Genomic DNA, 21,595 nt, shown 5'->3' with positions numbered 1-21,595 from the left:
TCCTTAAATCAACGGTGATTCAACTGCTCATTTGTAACAATTCTGAACAAGACGACCGAGAAATTCATATGCTAAAAGTCATACGTTTATTCTCGGAGCACTCACCCATGGTTTTCTTTGAACTCTTTGCCAACAACCCGAACATCGTTCATGTCGATGCCGGAAAAGCCCTTTTCAACGAGGGCGAAGACGGACATTTGATGTACGTACTGACGACCGGAACGGCCGACGTCATCGTCAATAACCGCGTCGTGGAAACCCTGCAGCACGGCAATATCGTCGGCGAAATGGGCCTCGTCTCACCCGGGCCGCGTTCGGCCAGCGTGCTGGCCAAAACCGATTGCCAGTTCGTCGCCATCGACGAAAAACGTTTCCTCTATCTGGCGCAGCAGACGCCGTTTTTCGCCACCCAGGTCATGCGGGTACTGGCCGAACGACTGCGCGCCCTCAACCAGATCGTCGCGCCACGCCAAGTGGCCTGACGCTCTTCCACCTACCGATAATGAAGGGATATTCCTGATTTAATCTTTTTGACATGTTGGCTTTCTAGAATGGTCTTTCGGCTGTGACCGCATTCATTCTCAAAAAAGGAAGCTCCTTCGATGTACGCCAACAAAGTTCAAAAGATCCTTCCCCCACTGCTCGGCGCCTTGCTCGTTGTCACGCTGACGGCCTGCGGCGACGACAAGGGCGGCGCCAAAGCCGCGGCGACGCAGGTTGCCGCAAAAGTTAACGGCGCGGAAATCTCGGTACATCAGATCAACGGCTTGCTGGCCAAGGCCACCGGCGTCACCAACGACAACGCCCCGCGCGCCCGCAAGGAAATTCTCGATCGCCTGGTCGACCAGCAACTTGCCGTCGAACAAGCCCTGGCCAAGAAACTCGACCGCAACCCGGACGTGCTGCTCAACATCGAAGCCGCCCGCCGCGAAATCCTGGCGCGCAGCTACGTCGAACAGATCGCCGCCGCCCAGCCCCGCGCCACCGATGAAGAGGTCAAGCGCTATTACGACGAACACCCCGATCTGTTCGCGAAGCGCCGCATCTACAACATCCAGGAACTGGATATTCCGAAGAATGCCGGCTCGCTCGACGAGCTGAAGAACTATGTTTCCTCCGGCAAGTCCTTTGAAGAGATCGCCGGCTGGCTGAAGAGCAAGAACATCCCGGCCCGTGGCAGTGCCGGTACGCGCGCGGCGGAACAACTGCCGATCGAACTGCTGCCCCAATTGGCCGCAATCAAGGATGGCCAGACCGCTTTGATCGAAGGCCCGCAGATGTTCTACGTGATGCGCGTACTCGCCTCGCAGTCCGGGCCGGTCGATGAAACCACGGCCAAGCCGCGGATCCAGCAGTTCCTGCAAAACCAGCGCAACACCAAGGCGGTGGGCGAGGAAATCAAGAAGCTGAAGGAAGCGGCCAAGATCGAATACGTCGGCGACTTTGCGACGGCTGCCGCAGCGCCGGCCAGTCCGGCGCCGGTAGCGGCCGCCCCGGCAGCGGCGAACGAGACCGGCAAAGCCGCCCCCGGTGCGGCGAACGCCCTCGAAAAAGGCGTCGCCGGCCTCAAATAGGCCGCGCTACCCAAACCAAGGAAATCGTCAATGATCAAGGCAATCCACCGTCTGGTGTGCTGTCTCGGCATGCTACTCGCCGTGTCGCACGGCGCAGCTGCCGACAACCAGAGCAAGGTTGATTACAAACTGGGCCAGGGTGATGCCATCCGCATCGTCGTCTTCCAGAACCCTGACCTCACGCTCGACTCCCGCGTTTCCGAAAGCGGCACCATCACCTACCCGTTGATCGGCACCGTCGAAATCGGCGGCCTGTCCATCGAAGCCGCCGAACAGCGCATCGCCAGCGGCTTGAAGGAAGGCGGTTTCGTGCAGAAGCCGCAGGTCAACATCGTATTGATGCAGGTACGCGGCAACCAGGTTTCGGTCCTCGGCCAGGTCAACCGGCCCGGCCGTTTCCCGCTTGAAACGGCCAATACCCGGGTCTCCGACGTGCTCGCCATGGCCGGCGGCATTGCCCCGATGGGGTCGGACACGATCATCCTCACCGGCATCCGCGACGGCAAACCATTCCGTCAGGAAATCGATTTGCCCAGCATCTACATCGGCGACAAGAGCGCCGATGACATTCTGGTGGCCAGCGGCGATGTCTTCTACGTCCACCGCGCCCCGGTCTTCTACATTTACGGCGAGGCCCAGCGCTCCGGCTCCTACCGCATCGAACGCGGCATGACCATTCAGCAGGCGCTGGCCCAGGCCGGCGGCCCCACCCTGCGCGGCTCGGAAGACCGAATCCGGGTGCACCGCCGAATGCCGGGCGGCGAAGTCGCCAAGATCTCACTCGATGCCCACGAGGCCGTCATGCAAGACGACGTGATCTACGTGCGCGAAAGCCTGTTCTGACATGCCGACCTTTGACCTGCCAGAGCAACACCGGGGATGCAGGACAGCAGCCCGGTCTACAAGGATGCATCCATGACCCTGCAACAATTTCTGCTGATTCTCTGGGCGCGCCGCAAGCTCGTGCTCTTCACCTTCCTGGCCACCGTGCTCACCGCCACTGTGGTCAGCCTGCTGCTGCCGGAGGAATACACCGCCAGCACCGCCGTCGTGCTCGACGTCAAGTCGCCCGACCCGATTGCCGGGGTTGTCCTGCCCGGCCTGATGGCGCCCGGCTACATGGCCACCCAGGTCGACATCATCAACAGCGACCGGGTGACGATGCGCGTCATCAAGATGCTGCGCATGGATGAAAACCCCAACATCAAGGAGCAATGGCAGGAATCCACCGAAGGCAAGGGGCAGATTGCCCCCTGGCTGGCGAGTTTGCTGCAGAAGAAACTCGACGTAAAACCCTCGCGCGAAAGCAATGTCATCTCCATCAGCTATTCCGGCAGCAGCCCGGCTTTTGCCGCCGCCATGGCCAACGCCTATGCCCAGGCCTACATCGACGTCAATCTCGAACTGCGCATCGAGCCGGCACGCCAGAATGCCAAATGGTTCGACGAGCAGAGCAAGCAGTACCGCGAGCGCCTCGATACGGCCCAGAACGCCCTCTCCGACTACCAGCAGAAGTCCGGCATCGTCGCCACCGACGAACGTCTCGACTACGAGACCCAGAAGCTCAACGAACTCTCCACCCAGCTGACGATTGCCCAGGCCCAGGGCACCGACGCCAGCAGCAAGCGCCGAAGCAGCGGCAGCGCCGACACCATGCCGGAAGTGATGCAAAGCGGCCTGGTCAGCCAGCTCAAGGGCGACATCGCCCGCCTGGAATCGCGCCTCAAGGAAGTCTCCGGCAACCTCGGACAGAACCACCCGCAATACCTGCGCTCGCAGGCCGAGCTGGAAGAACTGAAAAGCAAGATGAACGCCGAAATCGGCCGCATCACCAGCTCAATCGGCACCGCCGGCAACATCAGCAAGCAAAAGGAGAGCGAACTGGTTGCCGCGGTCAATGCCCAAAAAATGCGGATTCTCGAACTGAAGAAGCAGCGCGACGAGATCAATCTGCTGGTCCGCGAAGTCGAAACCGCCCAGCGCGCCTTCGACGCCGTCGGCCAGCGCACCACGCAGAGCAGGCTTGAATCGCAGAGCATCCAGACCAATGTCGCGGTGCTCAATCCAGCGACGGAGCCACTCAATGCGTCAAAACCCAAGGTTATGCGCAACATCCTGCTGTCGATGTTCGTCGGCATTCTGCTTGGCGTTGGCACCTCTCTCCTGCTTGAGTTCAGCCAACGGCGCATTCGATCCAGCGAAGACCTGATCCAGACATTAGGCATTCCCGTTCTTGCCGTCCTTGAACCAGAACAAAACAACCAACACTGGACAAGCGTCTTTCCGCGCTTGAGCCGCCTGTTCCTGACGCGCCAAGCACGCCCAGCATGAGTGAAAGAGCAATGAACTTCGCCCAACCCAGTGAGACCATCATCACCCGTGCTGCCCAACATCACGGCCTGGCTTCCCGCTCCATCGGCACGATCTTGATGGATGCCGGACGACTGAGCACGGACGCGGCCGAAAGCATCATCAAGCTACAAAAGGAAGGTGGCCTTCGCTTTGGCGATGCGGCCATTCAACTCGGTCTGCTGACCGAAGCGGATGTCCGTTACGCCCTATCCCATCAGTTCGAGTACCCCTACCTGATGCCTGGCGACACCAGTCTCAGCGAAGAGGTCGTCGCCGCTTACAAACCCTTCAGCCCGATAGTCGAAAAACTACGCGCCTTGCGCAGCCAACTGATGCTGCGCTGGTTTGACGGCGAGTCCGGCAACAAAATGCTGGCTGTGACCAGCCCCGAGCGGGGGGAAGGACGCAGCTACATCGCCGCCAATCTGGCGGTCGTATTTTCGCAACTTGGCGAGCGCACCCTGCTCATTGATGCTGACCTGCGCCACCCCCGGCAACACGAAATTTTCAAACTCGGCAATCGCAACGGCCTATCTGCAGTTCTTGCCGCCCGAACCGGGATGGATGAAGCAATCGTCCGCATTCCCGACCTGCTCGGCCTCTCGGTGATGCCGGCTGGCGCAATACCGCCCAACCCCCAGGAACTGTTCAACCGCCCACAGTTTTTAACCTTGCTGGAAAGTGCTCAAAGACAGTTCGACGTCATCCTTTTCGACACATCGATCGGCGGCGCCTATGCCGACGCCCAGATGATCGCCTCCAGAGCGGGGGGGGCCATCGTACTCAGCCGGAAAGACGTCACTCAAGCCGCCCGCCTTCGGGAACTTACCGACTCGCTGCGGCACTCCGGCGCGACGGTGGTTGGCTCGGTTCTCAACGGGAATTAACCGGGGTGAAACTCGTGAATACCTTGAGCAAACCGCTGCCAAGTCCATTCATTCAATGGTTCCCGGTACTCCTGGGCATTGCGATGCTGTTCTTGCCGACCTTTGTCGATTTGGCACGCACTGTTTGGCGAAACGACGATCAGGTTCACGGGCCGATAGTTCTCACGGTCGCCCTCTACCTCTTCTGGAGCCTGCGCCACGACCTCCTGGACGCACCGATTGATCCACTACCCACCATCGGCTGGCCGCTCCTGGTCATCGGTCTAATCATTTACACGCTTGGCCGCTCCCAGGGGCTCGCCCTCTTCGAGATTGGCTCGCTGCTTGTCGTTTTACCGGCGGCAATCGTATTGATGCGCGGCAGCAAGGGACTGAAGGCCGTCTGGTTTCCCATATTTTTCCTCTTCTTCATGATTCCGCTACCCGGCGCCATTGTCGATATGCTGACCATGCCCATGAAGATCGCGGTCTCCTACGTCACCGAAAACATCCTCTACACCGTGGGATATCCAATCTCACGCAACGGCGTCATCCTCTATATGGGTCAGTACCAGTTGCTGGTCGCCGATGCCTGCGCCGGGCTACACACCCTGTTTTCACTGGAAGCGATGGGCTTGCTCTATCTCCACATCATCAAGCATGAATCCTGGACGCGAAATACCGCCCTCGCCGTTCTGATCGTTCCAATTTCGTTCACCGCAAACGTCATTAGAGTCATCACTCTGACCCTGATCACTTACTACTTCGGAGACGAAGCCGGCCAGGGATTCATTCATGGTTTTGCCGGCATGGTTCTGTTCGTTTCCGCCCTGATGCTGATCATTGCAACGGATTCACTGCTGCGCTTCAGCACCCAGAATAAAGGTTTGCAGCCATGAACAAAGCGCCCGCGCTGCCGGCCTTCTGGCCATGGATGAAGTCATTCGCCATCTTGCCGACAGCCATGCTGATCTTTGCCCTGATGGCCTGTGCCGCGCTCGGCAGCATTGCATTGACACCGACCCGGCACCTCGCCGACAGCACACCAAAAATCGACATCGCCAGCAGTATTCCAAAGACGTTTGGCGACTGGAAGATTGACGAAAGCATTGTTCCAATCAACCCCTCACCTGCCCAGCGGGCTACGCTGGAACAGATTTACGACCAGACCGTCAGCCGCACCTACGTCAACAGCAAGGGGCAGCGGATCATGCTTTCCGTTGCCTATGGGGCTTCGCAAACAAGGGAGATGCGAGCCCATAGACAAGAGGTTTGTTATGCCGCGCAAGGCTTCCAGATCAACAACTTGAAGCACGACGTAATTGCCATCAGCGGCGCTCAGATTCCAGTGACACGCATGGTCGCAGTTCATCAATACCGTACGGAACCGGTCACCTACTGGTTCACCATGGGCAACGGCATCGTGCGCAGCTATGTGGACCGCCAGCTGGCCCAGATGAAATACGCCTTCTCCGGCCTGATTCCCGATGGCTATCTGTTTCGTGTTTCCAGCATTGAAACCAACCCCGAAATCGCCTACAGCCGTCAAATCGAATTTGCCAATCAACTACTTCAGGCGACGCCCCCGGAGTTGCGCCAGAAACTACTCGGCAGATCGGCCAACGACTAAGCCAATGAACAATCGACAACTGCTTGATTCAAGACTTACTCACTCAATAGCGTTGTAGCAAATACAGGAAATTTCGACATGGCGAGCCTGATCGCTTCTCAAAAACTCATTGCAGAAGCTTTTCAGCGTTTACCGCCAGCCCGCTGGATATTGCTGAGCCTCGGCTATGCCTTCATGGTCGTCTTTTTCGGGATGGCCATACCCATCGCCGGGATCATTGTCCCCGCCTTTATCGTAGGCCTCATCTTCCTGGCCTGGACAGCACTCGATTACCGGGTTGGTACCGTGCTGGTCCTCGTGCTGATCCACATCTCCGGAACCGTTTTCATCCCCCGCGAGCTGCTCGGCGTACAAGGGCTGAATCCGATCAATCTGCTCATCCTCGGCACCATCTTCAGCTACACCATCAGCCATGCCGGAAAGCTTTCGATCCCGTGGACACCTTCGCTGATCTACGCCTATCTGCTGCCATTCATGCTGGCGGCGCTCCTCGGCACGACCAAGGTGCATCTGATTCCCCAAGCTTTCGAGACCATGAAGCTCGTCAGCTTCAGTTCCGGCTTTGGCTACTTCCGGGACCTGTTCATCAAGCCGAACTTCGTGATTCTCGCAGCCTTTCTGATGGCCCTCGTCATTCAGGAAGCCAGGCACCCGGCCCGTTACGTCCACATCATCTCGGCTGGCTGCGTCATGCTGGCCGGCGCAGTGCTCGGTGCCTTCATCATCTCCGGCGCCTCGATCAGCCTGCTCTCGGGCGCCAACGCCCGCGGCTTCCTGTCGATTCTCGGCATGCATGCCAATGAAATCAGCCTTTGTCTAAACCTCGGCTACGCTCTGCTCATCTTCTCGCTGGCCGGCCACAAGGGCTTTTCCCGCGCCCTGCTCTTCATGGCTCTGATTGCCATAGCCATTGCCGTCCTGATGACATTCTCCCGGGCGGGTATCGCTGCCTTCATTGTCATCAATGCCATCTTCCTCGTTCGCCGCCGGCAAATCGGCACCATGATCGTTTTCCTCATGATCGCCGCCGTTATCGGCCTGGTCTTTTTCGATCCCATCATGGAACGCCTCGGAACCGGTGTCGAAACTGGCAACCGTGCCGAAATATCAGCAGGCCGCCTCGACAAGATATGGCTGCCCTTGCTCGACGATTTCTCGTTGACCTGGCTATTCCCGCATGGCCCCTCGGCCATCATGTGGTCACGCCCCCTGCTGAATGGCACCATGCTTTTAGCCGGTCACACCCACAGTGCCTACCTCGGGCTTCTCTACGATTACGGGATTCTTTTCGGTGCCCTGATCGTCGGCTTCCTCATTTACCTGTTCAGGCAGTTCTTACACTACTCAAAAAATGATCCCGACCCTGGCATGCGCCATCTCTTCGAAGGCGCATGCGTGGCCATGCTGGTCCTAGCCCTGCAAGGGATCAGCGATGACCGCTTTACACCAACCGTTGCCCAAACCCCCCTTTGGTGCGCGGTCGGCATGTTGATCGGGCGTGGCGGACTGAGAGCGCGACCCAAGACTGAATCTCTATCAGAGAACCTGAAACTGCATATCCCGAGCCAAGCGACATGAGTAAAGTCTGTCTCGTAAGCTATTTTGCTTGGCCTGTCCTGTCTGGCGAGCCCGTACCAGGAGTCAGCCCCGGTGGCGAAGAGGTCCAGCACTCACTGCTTGCTAGAGTGCTCGCTCGACGAGGTGCCGATGCCGCCTTGGTAACCGGAGACTTCGGCCAAGCTCAGGAAACGCGAATCGAGAATGTTCGCGTATTAAAAACCTTCCGCGCTGACGCCGGGCTACCGGTACTGCGCATGATCTACCCGCGTTTGACCACGCTCTGGCAAGCCCTAACGACAGCCGACGCAGACACCTACTACGTCAGCTGCGCCGGAAGTATCGTTGGCTATGTGGCGGCATTCTGCGCACGTCACAAACGACGTTTTGTTTTCCGGGTTGCCTCCGATGCAGATTGCTGCCCGGACCGCCTTCTTGTCTCGAATGCCCGTGACCGTTGGCTATACGAATGGGGTATCCGAAAAGCAAGCTGCATACTGGTTCAGACAAGGCACCAGCAAACGCTACTGAAAACCAACTATGGCCTTGATTCGGAAATTGCCGACATGCTGGTTGATATTCCTGATCAACCAGCCCCCCAGGCAAGCCGTGACATAGATGTACTCTGGCTCGCCAACTTGCGTTCGGTCAAACGCCCCGAATGGGTGATCGAATTAGCAAGGTCGCTACCGCAGGTCAAGTTCGTCATGGCAGGCGGCCCGTACACAAACCAATCCGAGTTATTCGACACGACAAAAAAAGAAGCATCACAACTGCCCAATCTCGATTTTCTGGGCAGCATCCCGCATCGCGAAACAGGACAACTGTTCAGCCGTGCCAAGCTGTTTCTCAACACATCCGAACTGGAAGGCTTTCCAAACACCTACCTGCAGGCATGGGCGAATGGAACACCGGTTGTCGCCACCTTCGATCCGGATGGCCTGATTAAAAAAAAGCATCTCGGGAGCGCGTGCGTCACGCAAAACGAGACGGCCTTGGCCCTGCAGGGGCTTCTGCATGACACCACCACCCGCCTGGCAGTTGGACTTCGGGCCCACGCCTTTGTAAATGAGCGCTTTGGTGCTCCTGCTGTCAGCAGCTATGAAAATCACCTATTCAAAACGCACGGGCACAACTCTGACCAGCCCACACAAAGCGCCCCATAGGAGTATTGCTTTGGAACGCACACCCAAGATCAGCGTCGTCATGCCGGTGTACAAGGTTGAGCGCTATGTGGCGCACTCTATTCAGAGCGTTCTCGACCAATCAATGGACGATTGGGAGCTGATACTTGTCGACGATGCATCACCGGATGCCAGTGCCGAAGTCATTGCAAAATTTACTGACCAGCGCATTCGTTACCTCAAGCACGAGAACAACAAGGGGTTGGCCGAGGCAAGAAATACCGGCATCCATGCAGCACAGGGCGACTACATCGCGCTACTCGACTCCGACGACGTTGCATTGCCAGATCGCCTAGCCAAACAAGTTCGTTTTCTCGAAAACAACCCCGGCGTGGGATTAGTGGGCACATGGGCGGAGCTCATTGATGAGGCGGGAAACAAGGCCGGTCTGCGCAGCAATCCATATCCGGACAACCTGCTGCGCCCGATGCTTGTCTTCCGGAACCCCTTTATCGCGTCCTCGCTGATGATCCGAAAAAACGCCCTTCCGACTGATCTGTTCAGAACCATGCTGGCAGAAGATTACGACCTTACCAGCCGCATTGCCGAGAACTGGGATATTGTCTATCTACCAAACTACCTCATTCAATATCGCATCAACACTCAAGGGCTGATGGGCACGCGCTGGCCACAGATCAAGGCAGACTGCTGGACTACTCAGCAACGCCTACTGACGCAAGTCGGTATTTCTGCAAACAACGCAGAAGCCAAACTCCATCAAAAGATCTCCCATGCCACTACCGATGGAATCGAATCGACTGAAGCAAAATGGGCCGGGCGCTGGATGGTAAAAATTCTCCAAGCCAACGAAACCAGCCGTCTCTACGACCAATCCTTACTGCGCAAAGTCTGTGAAGAAGTCCTGTTAAGCCTGTGGCGGGGCGCGGCCAAAGAAGGTATCTCGACGGTTTTCAAGGCGCGAGCCTCCCTGTCTGAGCTAGGTCAAGCACCGAGTCTTAGGCAAATGGCCCGTCTAGCCGGTCGAGCCTTGCGAACACCACGATGATGTTGCCGGGCACCGGTTCGGGCGCTAACTCCAGATGAGTCTCCTCCGCGCATCTATACATTCGCTTGTCCAGACCGCAGCCCGCCTCGGTCTCGGTTTGCTCAATGTAAAAATTGCCGCCATTTACCTTGGCCCAGTGGGCGTTGGCTTGTACGGGCAGTTCTGGAGCCTGTTCAGCGTCTTCAGTGGTCCACTGGTAGCCCCCATCGCGACTGTTCTGACAAGAGAAATTGCACGTATTGACGATACTGCAAAGAGACAACAACTGGTCGGTGAAGCGATCCGTCTCTCATTCCTGATCGGGGTTTTTCTGACCGCACTCACCATCCCCTGGGCTGGCGAAATCTCCGTGTGGCTATTTCACTCGCGAGAATATGCACTACAGGTCGTGTTCGCCGCGCTGGCGCTGCTCCCGGTATTTTTCAATACCACATTCATCGCCACGGCACGCGGCACGCGTCGCTTGAAATCGCTGACAGTTAGCGAATTGCTGATCGCCCTCTCTGGCACGATCTCTGCCGTGATCATGATTCCGCTCTGGGGTATCCACGGCGCTTTTTGGTCGCTGGCGCTGTCGGCAACGCTGGCCAGTCTGCTGCTGCTGGTTCAGTACCGAAACAGCGGTTGGCTGGCTCAGTTTCTTTCATTACGGAGCGATGAAAACTTTCGGCGCAATTTTCTGCATTTTTTTGCCTCTTCGATCATCACTGCGACCACCATTGCCGTTGTTCCCATCCTGCTGCGAAATGCAATCGCCAGCCAATTGGATCTGGAGCATGTCGGCTACTGGCAGGCTGGAACGCGCCTCGCCGATCTCTATTTTTCGGTGTTTTCAGCACTCTTTGCCATGCATTACCTGCCACGCTTCGCCGAAATTCATAGCCGCAAGGAAATGCGCTCCGAACTGCAAAGGGGCGGCACACGGATCATTCCGGTGGTTATGGTAGGCGCGCTACTAATCTATTTCCTCCTCGATCTACTGATTCCCCTGCTCTATACCGCCGAGTTCCTCCCGTTAAAACAAATCATGGGATGGCAACTCGCCGGCGTTGTCATGCAGGCCACTGCCTGGTACATCCGCTACGTGGTCGTTGCCAAGGGATTTACCTGGTGGGTTGCCGCAACCGATATTGGGTTTTCACTAATGTGGCTAGGCATGGCAGTCGTTCTTTTGCCGTTTTTCGGACTGGCGGCAGTCTCAATGGCCTACTGTCTCCGGTATGTACTAGACACACTTTACTCAATAGTGAAATGTCGTCAGGTCATCATTGGCCTACCGAATGCCTAGGTCCCCGCTAATGCATACCCTAAACACCGTTCAGTCATGAAAATTCTATTTATCGCCGACCACCTTAAATTCGGCGGTGCCGAGCGTCATTTGGTCACTGTCGCCACCGGAATGAAGGCTCTTGGCAATGAGGTGGCAGTTGCCTACATGAAGCCTTGCGACGAGCTTTCTAGCGAACTGCATAACGGCGGCGTCAGTCTGGTGATCTGCTGCAATTCAAGAGGTAGCTTCGACCCGGGTGCCATACGCCGCTTAGCAGCACTGATTTGCGAGTTTCGCCCGAATGTACTGATCTCGACATCGCAATACTCGCTCGCCATGGCAGCCCTTGCCCGCCTTTGGGCTAGGCACACCGTGTCATTGCTATTTATTTGTCACAGCATGGATGTTGTGCGGCGCAACCGTAGCGACCGCCTGCGTTTTGCTGTCTACCGCCACTTTTACAGAATGGCCGAGCGCATCGTTTTTGTTAGCGTTATGCAACGGCAGTTTTTTCGGCAGCTTGGCATCCGCCCACGTAGCGACGAGGTTATTCACAACGGTATCGACCTCAACCGCTTTTCAGTCCCCTCTGTGGCAATTGAAGCCAGTCAACTGCGGCGTGCCTTCGGTTTTACTGATAGTGATCTGGTCATCGGTATGTGCGCTGTCTTCCGAGAGGAAAAGTGTCAGATTGACCTACTAGAAGCCTTGCGTCGCCTACGCGACAAGCAGTTGCCAGCCAAGGTTCTGCTAGTCGGCGACGGCATCATGCGCCCGCAAATCGAAGCCCGGCGTGATGAACTCGGGCTCCAGGATGCCGTCGTACTGAGTGGTTTCCAACAGGACGTCCGACCCTACGTTGCTGCCTGCGACATCATGGCGCTGACCTCGCATGCCGAAACCTTCCCGATTGCCACACTGGAATACATGGCTCTCGGCAAGCCGCTGGTCGCCAGCAATGTTGGTGGCCTCTGCGAGCAAATAACAGATGGCCACAATGGATTGATGTACCCCGCAGGAGATATCGACGCCCTTTCGGATCAATTAATGAAGCTCGCTGACAGAAATACACGAACCATTTTAGGTTCGACCGCGCGTGATGTCGTCGAAACAAAATTCTCTCTAGGGAGAATGATTGACTCGTTCCAGGCCACCTGCAAAGCGCTGTCAACCAAGCAATTAATAGGCACTCACACGTGTTGAATGAACGCCAGTGAAAGCACTTTCATTATGAACAAGCTTCAGCGTCTGAGATTGATCGCCATATGGAAATCTGACCTGCACCGACACATGCAGGGAAAAAGTGATCTTCGCACAAGTCTAAAGGCGTATCGATTGCTTCCAGGTTTTCGATTCCTAGTTTGGCTGCGTTTGGCAGCTTCCACCCAGAAATCAGTAGGTCTATGGAGCTTTGTCCATCGCGTGGCACGCATAGGTCACAAGCACTATCTATACAAGTATGGAATTTCGATCCCTTATCCGACAAAAATCGGCTCCGGTTTTTATATTGGTCATTTCGGCGGAATCGTTGTCAACGAGGCCGCTGAGATCGGCCGAAACTGCAACATTTCTCATGGTGTCACGATTGGGCAGTTAAATCGCGGCGAACGTAAGGGAACCCCAAAAATTGGTGATGAGGTCTATATCGGCCCAGGAGCGAAAATCATTGGTGCCATCCGTATCGGCAACGGATGCGCAATAGGTGCCAATGCCGTTGTAACAAAGGATCTTCCTGACAAAGCAGTAGCAGTAGGAATTCCTGCGCGGATTATTTCTTACGCAGGGGCAGAGGGCTATGTCGAGTATTGCGATTACCCACCGATAGAGGCAGGGAAATTATGAAAAAAGCCCTAAAAAAAGCCCTCCCCCACCTGCCCCGCCCCGTCCAGCACTGGTTGCGCTCGCTGGCCGAGAGCAAGCGGCAGGCAGACAAGGCAAAACGCAAGGAGCGAACCCAGGTTCGACTGGAAGACTTGCTGGCCCGGCTGGATGATTTCGGTTTGCAGGGGGATGTCATCCTCCATTCATCCCTTTCAAATATCGGCAAATTCGACTGTTCGCCGCAGCAAATTGCCGCTGCTTTTGCCGAACAGCTGGTCGGCCCCGGCCGCACCCTGCTGGTGCCGGCACTGCCATACAACACGACCATGAAAGAATATCTGGATGGCGTGACGGATTTCGATGTGCGCAGCGCACCGAATGCGATGGGGGCGATACCAAATATTCTGATGGTCCGGGAAGGTGCATTGCGCAGCGTGCATCCCAGCCATTCGATTGTCGCGCTTGGCGAACGGGCGGCCGACTACGTTCGTCATCACGAGCGGGATGCAACGCCATTCGGGGCGAACAGCCCGTACCGCAAGCTCACTGTCGCCAATGGTTCGATTCTGATGCTCGGGGTCGGGTTGAATTCGGTGACCAATTTCCACGTTTATGAAGACTTGCTTGGCGAGGCGATGCCGATCCAGGTCTATCTGCCGTCGCCGCGCAAGGTGCCTTGCGTGCGGGGCGACGGCTCGCCCATTGAGGTCAATGCGGTTTGCCACGACCCCAAGGTTTCGGCGATTCGCGAATGCGAACGGGCGCGGCCTTTCCTGCAAAAGGAAGGGGCGATCCGCAGCGTACCTTTTGGTGAGTCGGAATTGTCGGTAATCGATGCCAAAGGTTTCAGCCGGACCTTGTTGAAGATGCTGCTGGCCGGTCAGTCGATCTACGGCCCGGTAAGCCTGAATAGGGCGCAACAGCAGGCAGTTGGCTCGGCCTTGGAGTTTCTGGCGTGAACTTCCTGATCTCGCTCGACTATGAATTGTTCTTCGGCCGGCGTACCGGCTCGGTGGAACATTGCCTGGTCGAGCCGAGCGAGGCTTTATGCAAAGCGGTTCATCCATACGGCGGCAAGCTGAGCTTTTTTGTCGATGTCGGCTTTTTGTTACGGTTGGCTGCCGAAGCGGGCAAGAGCGACGTGCTACGCCGGGAATACTCTGAGCTTTGCCGGCATTTGGAACGTCTGCAACAACAGGGCCATGAATTGCAGTTGCACATTCACCCGCATTGGGAGGATACGCACTGGGTCGATGGCAACTGGCAGATCGATACGCAGCGCTACCGCCTGCATGATTTTGCCGAGGAGCAAATTACCGAGATTGTCAGCCGCTACTGCAAGGCGCTGGCAGCTTTTTGCCCAGCCGGGTCGATCTGTGCCTTCCGGGCCGGCGGCTGGGTTTTACAGCCTTTCTCGAAGCTGGCCGGGGCGCTGGCTGCGAATGGCATCGAGATCGACAGCACGGTTTTCGAGAACGGCCAGAGCGAAAGCGATACGCATCTTTTCAATTTTTGCGGTGCGCCGCAGAAGTCGTTCTGGCGCTTCGACGATGACCCGCTGCTGGAAGTGGCGCAAGGGCGTTTTCTCGAAGTACCGATTGCTGCTCATCCGGTGACCCCTGCATTTTTCTGGAAACTGGCTTTCCTCAGAAAGCTCGGCCGCCAGACCGACAAGGCTTTTGGTGACGGCACAGCGATCCCGCTCGGCCGCAATGATCTGTTGAAAAAATTGCTATCCCGCACGTGGAGCGTGGTTTCCATCGATGGGCGCAAGGTCGATTTTCTGGAAGCCGCTTTCGAGCGCTATGCCCGGCTCGGGCGTAACGATTTTGTCGTGATTGGTCATCCCAAGGCGCTAACCCGTCACTCGATCAGGCGTCTGGAACAATTTCTGGCCACGCGGCGCGATCTCCGCTTCGTGAATTATCAGGACTACCGGCCGGGTTTCGGAACTCAAGTCCGCCCCACCTACCTCGCGAAAGATTGACGATGCCAATTGAAGACTGGATTCACCCCCTGCTCAAGCATTACACGGCCGCCCCGCAATGGGTCAAATCGTTCGTCGGGACGGCGTATTCGGCAGTACCGGTCGGCATTCGCTACGGCCGGAAAGCACCGGAGTTTCTTGACGAAATCGCGATTACCGACCCGGAGATCTTGCGTCGGCGGGCCGGCGAGAAAATGTTCGCGCTTCTTGATGCGGCAACGCAGCATGTACCGGCGTACCGGCATCTGCGCGATGTCGTCACCAGCCCCGGAAGAACACCTTCGGAAATGCTCCAGGCGTTTCCGCTGCTGACCAAGCAGGAACTGAAAGCGAGCCTGGAGGATTACGTTTCGGCCGGCCTGCCGGAATCGATGCGGATGGCAACATTTACCGGCGGCTCGACTTCGGTGCCAATGAAGCTTTACTGGCATCGCCACGTCACCCGCCCGAAGAGTTTTGCCTACAACGGCGAATTCGACCGGATTGCCGGCATCGGTGACCGGGACGTGACGCTGGCGCTACGTGGCCGGACGGTACCCGGAGCCGGACAGCCCGGGCAGCCGTTGTGGATGTACGACCCGATCAAGCGTTATCTGCATTTGAGTTCCGACCACCTGGAAGCGGAACACATCCCGGCCTATATCGCGGCGATCGAGGAATGGCAGCCAACTTTCATTCACGCATTCCCTTCCGCCATCACGCCGCTGGCGAAATGGCTGGAAGCCCATCCGGTGCCCGCCATTACCGCGCGGATCAAGTGCATCCAGTTGTTTTCAGAGAATATCTACGACTATCAGGTCGAGTTGCTAAAGCGGGTTTTCGGCTGCGAGGTACTGTGCGACTACGGCCATTCCGAGGGCGCCATCAAGTCGATTTCGCTGCCCGGTGACAGCCGCTATTTCTTCTGGCCGCTGTACGGTCATGTCGAATTAATCGACTTCGACGGCAAACCGATTAGCGAACCGGGCGTGCTGGGTGAAATTGTCGCCACCGGCTACGACAATCTGGTGATGCCGTTGATTCGCTACCGTACCGGCGACATGGCGATGTGGACGGCACAGCCGAATACCCTGCGGCCAGGTTTCCAGGTAGTGGACCGCATAGAGGGGCGCTTGCAGGAGTTTCTGGTTTGCCGTGATCATCGCCTGGTTTCGATCTGCACCATTGGCGCCGCCCACTTCGAGCAACTAGCCGACGCCGACCGCATGCAGTTCGAGCAACATGAAACCGGCCGCGCCACGCTCAAGGTAATCTCCCGAGAAGACTTGCCGGCGAACGTCAAGACGGCCCTGGCCGACGGTATCCGCAAAAAAACCCAAGGAGGACTGGAGGTAGAGGTCGTCCGCGTCGATGAAATCCCGCGCACCCGCATCGGCAAACACCGCTTACTCGTGCAGCATCTCGATATTTCCAGCTACCTCGGGGCTGCCCATATCGACAACGAGGAAAGGTCCGAATTATGAAAAGCGTCGTGATGATTGGCCCCTGCCCTGACGCAAAAGGAGGAATGTCTTCAGTGATTGCGGTCTATCGCGCCCACGGACTATTTTCTGAAGGGGACTGCCGTTACTTGATTACGGCAACAGAAGGTAATACCTGGCACAAACTTTGGGTTGCTACTTCTGCTTTTGGCCTATTTGTCAAATTACTGGCTCTAGGCCGCGTCAGCGTGTTGCATGCACATGTCGCTTCGGGTGTTAGTTTCTGGCGCAAATCGCTATTTATAGGGTTAGCTTACCTATTCGGTTGTCCAGTTATTTTTCAACTACACGGTGCAGAGTTCAGAACCTTTGTCGCTCAACGATTAACCGGTTGGCGAAAAAATTTAGCTTTCAAGCTGATGCGAGAATCTTCACTTGTCTTTGTTTTATCCCGTGATGCAGAGGAATTATTGCGCACAAATGTTGGGTTGAGTCGCATCGAGCTATTTCCAAACCCAATTGCGACTCCGAAATGCGTCAATAGGGCTCGAACCAATGACGTCGTATTTCTTGGTCAAATAGGAAATCGAAAAGGAGCGTTCGATTTGATCAAAAGCTTCTCTGAAGTGCACAAAAAAATTCCATCCTCACGGTTAATTCTTGCTGGTAATGGGGAAATCCAAAAAGCAAAAGAATTGGTATCAGAACTAAATCTCGGTCACAGCGTCATTTTTTCTGGTTGGGTTAATGAAGAACAACGTACAAAATTGCTCAGCGAGGCTGGGGTTTTCGTTTTGCCGTCGTACAACGAGCAAATGCCGATGTCTGTACTCGAGGCAATGGCTTCTGAAGTACCAATTATTGCCTCCACTGTCGCCGCAATACCCGACATGTTGGAACATGGAAAGTGCGGAGTATTGATTCCCCCTGGGAATATACAAGCTCTAGGGGAGGCTATTGCTGAATTGCTGGCAGATCCTAAACGTGCATCAGACCTTGCCAAACGAGCTCATCAACGTGTTCATTTGCATTATTCCGCAGATGTAGTACTCAAACGCCTACGCTGGCAGTATGGGCAACTCGCCCGATGAGCCGCTGGCTATACAAATTGCTGCTGTGCGCCCTGCTCGGCCATGCGACGCTCGCCTGTTCGGCTGATGATCCGCGTTTCAGCACTGTCGCAATCGCGTCCGCCCTGAGCGCATTCGAGCAGACCGCAAAAATTGGACACCCGCGGCTGTTTCGGGGAGGGGCAGATCATTCGGGGATTGTCGAGGCGGCTTCGGCAGAGCGGGCCGGAGGGGTAAAGGCCTTGTCCGATTACCTGCATCGGACGTCGGTGCGCGTCGTGGATATGTCGTTTATTTCTGCGGCTGAGCCACTCAACTCACCAACGAACCTGAAGAACTGGTTCAAGCAGGAGCGAACACTGGAAGGACTGGCAGAGTCGGCTGTCAGCTGGTACTTCACCCGTGACAGCTGGTTTCTTGACGAACTGCGCGCGCGCATGGCGATTTTTGGCCCATTGGTGATCGACAACCAGTGTCACGGCGAGTTGATGCAGGCACGGGCATATGCCTGGTATTTTGCGCTGGCTTACGATTTTGCCTACCCGGCGCTAAATGCCGCAGAGCGCGAGCTGGCGCGCAACGTAGTGAAAACTTGCGCTCTTTCGGCGCTGCCGAGCGCGCTCAAGAATGTGAAGGCCAACCCGCGCGATGGCATTGCTTTCCACGCGCTGGGCAAATTCATTGGTGCCTTGACGATAGTGCTGGGCGAATTGCCGGAAGCCCGTGGCTGGCTGGAGCCCGCTTTACAAACCTACCTCGCCACCCTCAGCCCATGGGGTGGCGACGATGGGGGTTACGCCAATGGCAGCAGTTATGTGCTGTGGGATACGGGCGAGTCCTTGCTGATATGGGATCTGATCGAGCGTGCGCTGAGCCTGCCGATATACCAGAAAGCATGGGTTGCACAGTTGCCGCGTTTCATTGCCTACACGCTACCGCCAGGCACCCCGGCCGGGGTTTTCGGGGATGGTGCCGAAGTGAACCGCAAGGAAGAATGGGCGCGCTTCGGCAAGGCGATCATGAGTCGCTATTCGACACCACTGGCCCGCTGGTATGAAAAGCAATTGTTCGGTGAGGATATCGCTCGCCTGCACGTTCTGCTCAGCCCGCGCCAGCCGTCCGGCAGTGCCCCGTGGCCGGAGGGCGAAGCGAATAGCGCCTATTTTCCGTCGGTCGGCTGGGCCGCCCTGCATGATTCGCTGGCCGACCGCGCGCGGGTTTCGGTGTATTTCAAGAGCAGCCCATACGGTTCGCTAAACCACTCGCATGCGGATCAGAACGGATTTCTGCTCTACGCCCACGGCAAGGTGCTGGCCATGGACAGCGGCTACTACGACTACTACAACTCGCCGCACTGGCGAAACTGGTACAAGCAGACCAAGGCCCACAACGCGATTACCTTCGACGCCGGCAAGGGACAAGGCTTGGGAGCCGATGGCCTTGGCAGCGCACAGCTTGCCGGCAAAATCACTCGGTTTGTAACAACCGCCGATTACGATCTAGTAACTGGTGATGCTGCGGCCGCCTACGACGGACAAGTGTCGCTGGCCAAGCGAACCTTGGTCTTTGTGCGCCCGGCGACGCTGGTGGTGATCGATCAGTTGCGCAGCGCCACGCCTCGGCAGTGGGAGTGGAACCTGCACACGACAGCGCCGCTGCAGACCAACGCTGCAGGCTACAAACTAAATCTGGAGGGAGCTGAAATGTGTGCCGAAGTTAGCGCGCCAGATGGCCTAGCGCTGGCGACACAGGCGGGATATACGCCGGCGCCTCAATGGGCAGCAGCTACCACCCCGCATTACTGGAACCGCTTTTTTTACAAAACGCCGAAACCCTCCGCCTATTTTGTTGCGGTATTGCGCATGGATTGCACCTTGCCCCGCGCCCAGGTTTCCTTCCCGGCAGGAAAACCGGTGGTCAATCTGGGCAACCGACAAATATCCCTGGTCGGCACCGAGATTTCGGTCCGTTAATTAACTCAGATCCCTTTCTTCAGAACGCTCATGGCCAATCCACTTATTTACCTCGTCGCCGGTGCCCGGCCGAATTTCATGAAAATTGCCCCCATCGTGCGCGCCATTCAGGCCCACGGCTGGCTTGAGTTCCGCATCATTCACACCGGGCAGCATTACGACCGGGAGATGAACGAGGTATTTTTCGAGGAACTGGGCATCCCCGAGCCGGATGTTTTCATGGCGGCCGGCGGCGGCAGCCATGCACAGCAGACGGCGAAGATCATGGTGGCCTTCGAGGAGCTTTGCCAGGCGCAACGGCCGGATGCCGTGCTGGTGGTCGGCGACGTGAACTCGACGCTGGCCTGCTCGATAGTGGCCAAAAAGCTGAACATTCCCGTCGCCCACGTCGAAGCCGGTTTGCGCAGCGGCGACATGACGATGCCGGAAGAAATCAACCGGCTGGTAACCGACAGCATTTCCGACTGGTTCTTCGTCACCGAACCCAGTGGAGCGACGCATCTGCGCCGCGAAGGCAAGGCCGAGTCGGCGATCCATTACGTCGGCCATGTGATGGTGGACAACCTGCTCTATCAGGCCGAAAAGCTCAAGGATGCGGACACTGCCGGCTTCGAAACATCGGCCTTGAAGGCCGCCCAGCGCAGCTACGGCGTGGTGACGCTACACCGGCCCAGCAACGTCGACAGTGCCGAGATGATGGCGCGCATCGGCGGTGCGCTGCGCGAGATTGCCGCCGAATTGCCGCTGATCTTCCCGGTCCATCCGCGCACCCGGGCCAATCTGGAAAAATTCGGCGTCGATCTCGGGCCCAATGTGACGCTGACCGGGCCGCAGGCTTACATGGCATTCCTCAACCTGTGGAAGGACGCGGCGGTCGTATTGACCGACAGCGGCGGCTTGCAGGAAGAAACCACGGCGCTCGGCGTGCCCTGCATCACCATCCGCGAAAATACCGAACGGCCGGTGACAGTGGATGAAGGCTCCAACGTGCTGGCCGGGACGGACCCGGTACGCATCGTCGCGGAAGCCCGCAAGGTGCTGCGCGGCCAAGGCAAACAAGGTCGCCGGCCGCAGCTGTGGGATGGCAAGGCGGCGGAACGCATTGTCGAGATTCTGGCCAAGGAGCTTTCCCGATGAATCGCCGCATTGAAATGATGGGCTGCCAGGTAGATAACCTGTCGATGGAAGAAAGCTTGCAGACGATCGAGGGTTTCATCCACAGCGGCAAGCCGCACCAGCACGTGGTGGTGAATGTAGACAAGCTGGTCAAGGCCAGCCGCGACCCGGAGCTACGCCAGATCATCAATGACTGTGCGCTGATCAACGCCGACGGCATGCCGGTGGTGTGGGCCTCGCGCCTGCTCGGCAAGGGGCTGAAAGAGCGCGTCGCTGGCGTCGATCTGTTCGAGTCGCTGATGCAGCGCGCGGCGCAGAAAGGCTGGCGGGTTTTCCTGCTCGGCGCCCGAGAGGAAGTGGTTTCCGGCGTCAGCAATATTTACCAGAAGAAATACCCGGGCCTGACACTCGCCGGTTACCGCAACGGCTACTGGAAGCAGGAAGAGGAAGCCGGCGTCGTCGAGCAGATCAAGGCGGCGCGCGCCGACCTCCTGTTCGTCGCCATCAGCTCGCCGAAAAAGGAACAGTTCCTCGGCAAATACCAGGCCGAAATGCGGATTCCCTTTGCCATGGGCGTCGGCGGCACCTTCGACGTGGCGGTCGGCAGGGTAAAACGGGCGCCGGTCTGGATGCAGAAAAGCGGGCTGGAGTGGTTCTACCGCTTCCTGCAGGAGCCGCGCCGCATGTTCAAACGCTATTTCATCGATGACATGGCGTTCTTCTGGCTGCTGCTGCGCGAGGCGACGGCGCGTCGTTAGGTCTTGCTGC

General features: G+C 57.1%; 20 protein-coding genes. All 20 read left to right on the top strand.

Going from position 1 to position 21,595, the window contains the following annotated elements:
* Nucleotides 1-107: 107 nt before the first annotated feature.
* The 20 genes from KI611_RS09790 (at nt 108) to KI611_RS09695 (ending at nt 21,585) form a co-directional block, all read left to right on the top strand.
* Entirely contained in the window at nt 108-482 is a 375-nt protein-coding gene (locus KI611_RS09790) for a Crp/Fnr family transcriptional regulator (protein WP_226419631.1), read from the top strand.
* Between the two features lie 120 nt (nt 483-602).
* A complete protein-coding gene (locus KI611_RS09785) occupies nt 603-1,574 on the top strand; it encodes an EpsD family peptidyl-prolyl cis-trans isomerase (protein ID WP_226419630.1) in 972 nt (323 codons plus the stop codon).
* A gap of 30 nt (nt 1,575-1,604) precedes the next feature.
* The gene (gene epsE / locus KI611_RS09780) at nt 1,605-2,417 is read left to right on the top strand and encodes a polysaccharide export protein EpsE (RefSeq protein ID WP_226419629.1); all 813 of its coding nucleotides are present in this window, start codon (nt 1,605-1,607) and stop codon (nt 2,415-2,417) included.
* Between the two features lie 72 nt (nt 2,418-2,489).
* Nucleotides 2,490-3,905 carry a chain length determinant protein EpsF gene (gene epsF / locus KI611_RS09775; RefSeq protein ID WP_226419628.1) on the top strand — a complete coding sequence of 472 codons (1,416 nt, stop codon included), beginning with the start codon at nt 2,490-2,492 and terminating at the stop codon, nt 3,903-3,905.
* Nucleotides 3,902-4,813 (top strand): chain length determinant protein tyrosine kinase EpsG, encoded by a 912-nt coding sequence (gene epsG, locus KI611_RS09770; RefSeq protein ID WP_226419627.1) that lies wholly within the window; start codon nt 3,902-3,904, stop codon nt 4,811-4,813. Before epsF ends, epsG begins: the two co-directional genes overlap by 4 nt.
* A 14-nt stretch (nt 4,814-4,827) precedes the next feature.
* The gene (gene xrtB, locus KI611_RS09765) at nt 4,828-5,691 is read left to right on the top strand and encodes an exosortase B (protein WP_226419626.1); all 864 of its coding nucleotides are present in this window, start codon (nt 4,828-4,830) and stop codon (nt 5,689-5,691) included.
* On the top strand, nt 5,688-6,422 hold the full coding sequence (gene epsI / locus KI611_RS09760; protein WP_226419625.1) for an exosortase-associated protein EpsI, B-type: 735 nt from the start codon (nt 5,688-5,690) through the stop codon (nt 6,420-6,422). The genes xrtB and epsI overlap by 4 nt, the downstream gene beginning before the upstream one ends.
* A 78-nt stretch (nt 6,423-6,500) precedes the next feature.
* Nucleotides 6,501-8,000: an O-antigen ligase family protein gene (locus KI611_RS09755; protein WP_226419624.1), complete on the top strand. Its 1,500-nt coding sequence runs from the start codon at nt 6,501-6,503 to the stop codon at nt 7,998-8,000.
* Entirely contained in the window at nt 7,997-9,145 is a 1,149-nt protein-coding gene (locus KI611_RS09750) for a glycosyltransferase family 4 protein (RefSeq protein ID WP_226419623.1), read from the top strand. The genes KI611_RS09755 and KI611_RS09750 overlap by 4 nt, the downstream gene beginning before the upstream one ends.
* A 10-nt stretch (nt 9,146-9,155) precedes the next feature.
* Nucleotides 9,156-10,169, top strand: coding sequence for a glycosyltransferase family 2 protein (locus KI611_RS09745; RefSeq protein WP_226419622.1), 1,014 nt, complete (start codon nt 9,156-9,158; stop codon nt 10,167-10,169).
* A 34-nt stretch (nt 10,170-10,203) separates the two neighbouring features.
* Nucleotides 10,204-11,457 (top strand): oligosaccharide flippase family protein, encoded by a 1,254-nt coding sequence (locus KI611_RS09740; protein WP_226419621.1) that lies wholly within the window; start codon nt 10,204-10,206, stop codon nt 11,455-11,457.
* Nucleotides 11,458-11,493: 36 nt separating this feature from the next.
* The gene (locus KI611_RS09735; RefSeq protein ID WP_226419620.1) at nt 11,494-12,642 is read left to right on the top strand and encodes a glycosyltransferase; all 1,149 of its coding nucleotides are present in this window, start codon (nt 11,494-11,496) and stop codon (nt 12,640-12,642) included.
* Nucleotides 12,643-13,281, top strand: a complete 639-nt coding sequence (locus tag KI611_RS09730; protein WP_226419619.1) for a serine O-acetyltransferase — start codon at nt 12,643-12,645, stop codon at nt 13,279-13,281.
* Nucleotides 13,278-14,219, top strand: a complete 942-nt coding sequence (locus KI611_RS09725; RefSeq protein WP_226419618.1) for an AAC(3) family N-acetyltransferase — start codon at nt 13,278-13,280, stop codon at nt 14,217-14,219. Before KI611_RS09730 ends, KI611_RS09725 begins: the two co-directional genes overlap by 4 nt.
* Entirely contained in the window at nt 14,216-15,247 is a 1,032-nt protein-coding gene (locus KI611_RS09720) for a hypothetical protein (RefSeq protein ID WP_226419617.1), read from the top strand. The genes KI611_RS09725 and KI611_RS09720 overlap by 4 nt, the downstream gene beginning before the upstream one ends.
* 2 nt (nt 15,248-15,249) lie before the next feature.
* Nucleotides 15,250-16,710 carry a hypothetical protein gene (locus KI611_RS09715; RefSeq protein WP_226419616.1) on the top strand — a complete coding sequence of 487 codons (1,461 nt, stop codon included), beginning with the start codon at nt 15,250-15,252 and terminating at the stop codon, nt 16,708-16,710.
* Nucleotides 16,707-17,759 (top strand): glycosyltransferase family 4 protein, encoded by a 1,053-nt coding sequence (locus KI611_RS09710; protein WP_226419615.1) that lies wholly within the window; start codon nt 16,707-16,709, stop codon nt 17,757-17,759. Before KI611_RS09715 ends, KI611_RS09710 begins: the two co-directional genes overlap by 4 nt.
* Nucleotides 17,756-19,711 (top strand): heparinase II/III family protein, encoded by a 1,956-nt coding sequence (locus KI611_RS09705; RefSeq protein WP_226419614.1) that lies wholly within the window; start codon nt 17,756-17,758, stop codon nt 19,709-19,711. Before KI611_RS09710 ends, KI611_RS09705 begins: the two co-directional genes overlap by 4 nt.
* A 30-nt stretch (nt 19,712-19,741) precedes the next feature.
* The gene (gene wecB, locus KI611_RS09700) at nt 19,742-20,848 is read left to right on the top strand and encodes a non-hydrolyzing UDP-N-acetylglucosamine 2-epimerase (protein WP_226419613.1); all 1,107 of its coding nucleotides are present in this window, start codon (nt 19,742-19,744) and stop codon (nt 20,846-20,848) included.
* Nucleotides 20,845-21,585 carry a WecB/TagA/CpsF family glycosyltransferase gene (locus KI611_RS09695; RefSeq protein ID WP_226419612.1) on the top strand — a complete coding sequence of 247 codons (741 nt, stop codon included), beginning with the start codon at nt 20,845-20,847 and terminating at the stop codon, nt 21,583-21,585. Before wecB ends, KI611_RS09695 begins: the two co-directional genes overlap by 4 nt.
* Nucleotides 21,586-21,595: the final 10 nt, after the last annotated feature.

The sequence above is a fragment of the Dechloromonas denitrificans genome (assembly GCF_020510685.1).
GTDB classification, from domain to species: domain Bacteria; phylum Pseudomonadota; class Gammaproteobacteria; order Burkholderiales; family Rhodocyclaceae; genus Azonexus; species Azonexus denitrificans_A.
Note: the sequence above shows the minus strand (reverse complement) of the source record. Positions and strands in the feature narration are given on the sequence as shown.

What these genes read in the sequence shown, in the direction of transcription:
- KI611_RS09790 (WP_226419631.1), top strand. Translation starts at nt 108, where the DNA reads ATGGTTTTCTTTGAACTCTTTGCCAACAACCCGAACATCGTTCATGTC.
- KI611_RS09785 (WP_226419630.1), top strand. Translation starts at nt 603, where the DNA reads ATGTACGCCAACAAAGTTCAAAAGATCCTTCCCCCACTGCTCGGCGCC.
- epsE (WP_226419629.1), top strand. Translation starts at nt 1,605, where the DNA reads ATGATCAAGGCAATCCACCGTCTGGTGTGCTGTCTCGGCATGCTACTC.
- epsF (WP_226419628.1), top strand. Translation starts at nt 2,490, where the DNA reads ATGACCCTGCAACAATTTCTGCTGATTCTCTGGGCGCGCCGCAAGCTC.
- epsG (WP_226419627.1), top strand. Translation starts at nt 3,902, where the DNA reads ATGAGTGAAAGAGCAATGAACTTCGCCCAACCCAGTGAGACCATCATC.
- epsI (WP_226419625.1), top strand. Translation starts at nt 5,688, where the DNA reads ATGAACAAAGCGCCCGCGCTGCCGGCCTTCTGGCCATGGATGAAGTCA.
- KI611_RS09755 (WP_226419624.1), top strand. Translation starts at nt 6,501, where the DNA reads ATGGCGAGCCTGATCGCTTCTCAAAAACTCATTGCAGAAGCTTTTCAG.
- KI611_RS09750 (WP_226419623.1), top strand. Translation starts at nt 7,997, where the DNA reads ATGAGTAAAGTCTGTCTCGTAAGCTATTTTGCTTGGCCTGTCCTGTCT.
- KI611_RS09740 (WP_226419621.1), top strand. Translation starts at nt 10,204, where the DNA reads ATGAGTCTCCTCCGCGCATCTATACATTCGCTTGTCCAGACCGCAGCC.
- KI611_RS09735 (WP_226419620.1), top strand. Translation starts at nt 11,494, where the DNA reads ATGAAAATTCTATTTATCGCCGACCACCTTAAATTCGGCGGTGCCGAG.
- KI611_RS09730 (WP_226419619.1), top strand. Translation starts at nt 12,643, where the DNA reads ATGAACGCCAGTGAAAGCACTTTCATTATGAACAAGCTTCAGCGTCTG.
- KI611_RS09725 (WP_226419618.1), top strand. Translation starts at nt 13,278, where the DNA reads ATGAAAAAAGCCCTAAAAAAAGCCCTCCCCCACCTGCCCCGCCCCGTC.
- KI611_RS09715 (WP_226419616.1), top strand. Translation starts at nt 15,250, where the DNA reads ATGCCAATTGAAGACTGGATTCACCCCCTGCTCAAGCATTACACGGCC.
- KI611_RS09710 (WP_226419615.1), top strand. Translation starts at nt 16,707, where the DNA reads ATGAAAAGCGTCGTGATGATTGGCCCCTGCCCTGACGCAAAAGGAGGA.
- KI611_RS09705 (WP_226419614.1), top strand. Translation starts at nt 17,756, where the DNA reads ATGAGCCGCTGGCTATACAAATTGCTGCTGTGCGCCCTGCTCGGCCAT.
- wecB (WP_226419613.1), top strand. Translation starts at nt 19,742, where the DNA reads ATGGCCAATCCACTTATTTACCTCGTCGCCGGTGCCCGGCCGAATTTC.
- KI611_RS09695 (WP_226419612.1), top strand. Translation starts at nt 20,845, where the DNA reads ATGAATCGCCGCATTGAAATGATGGGCTGCCAGGTAGATAACCTGTCG.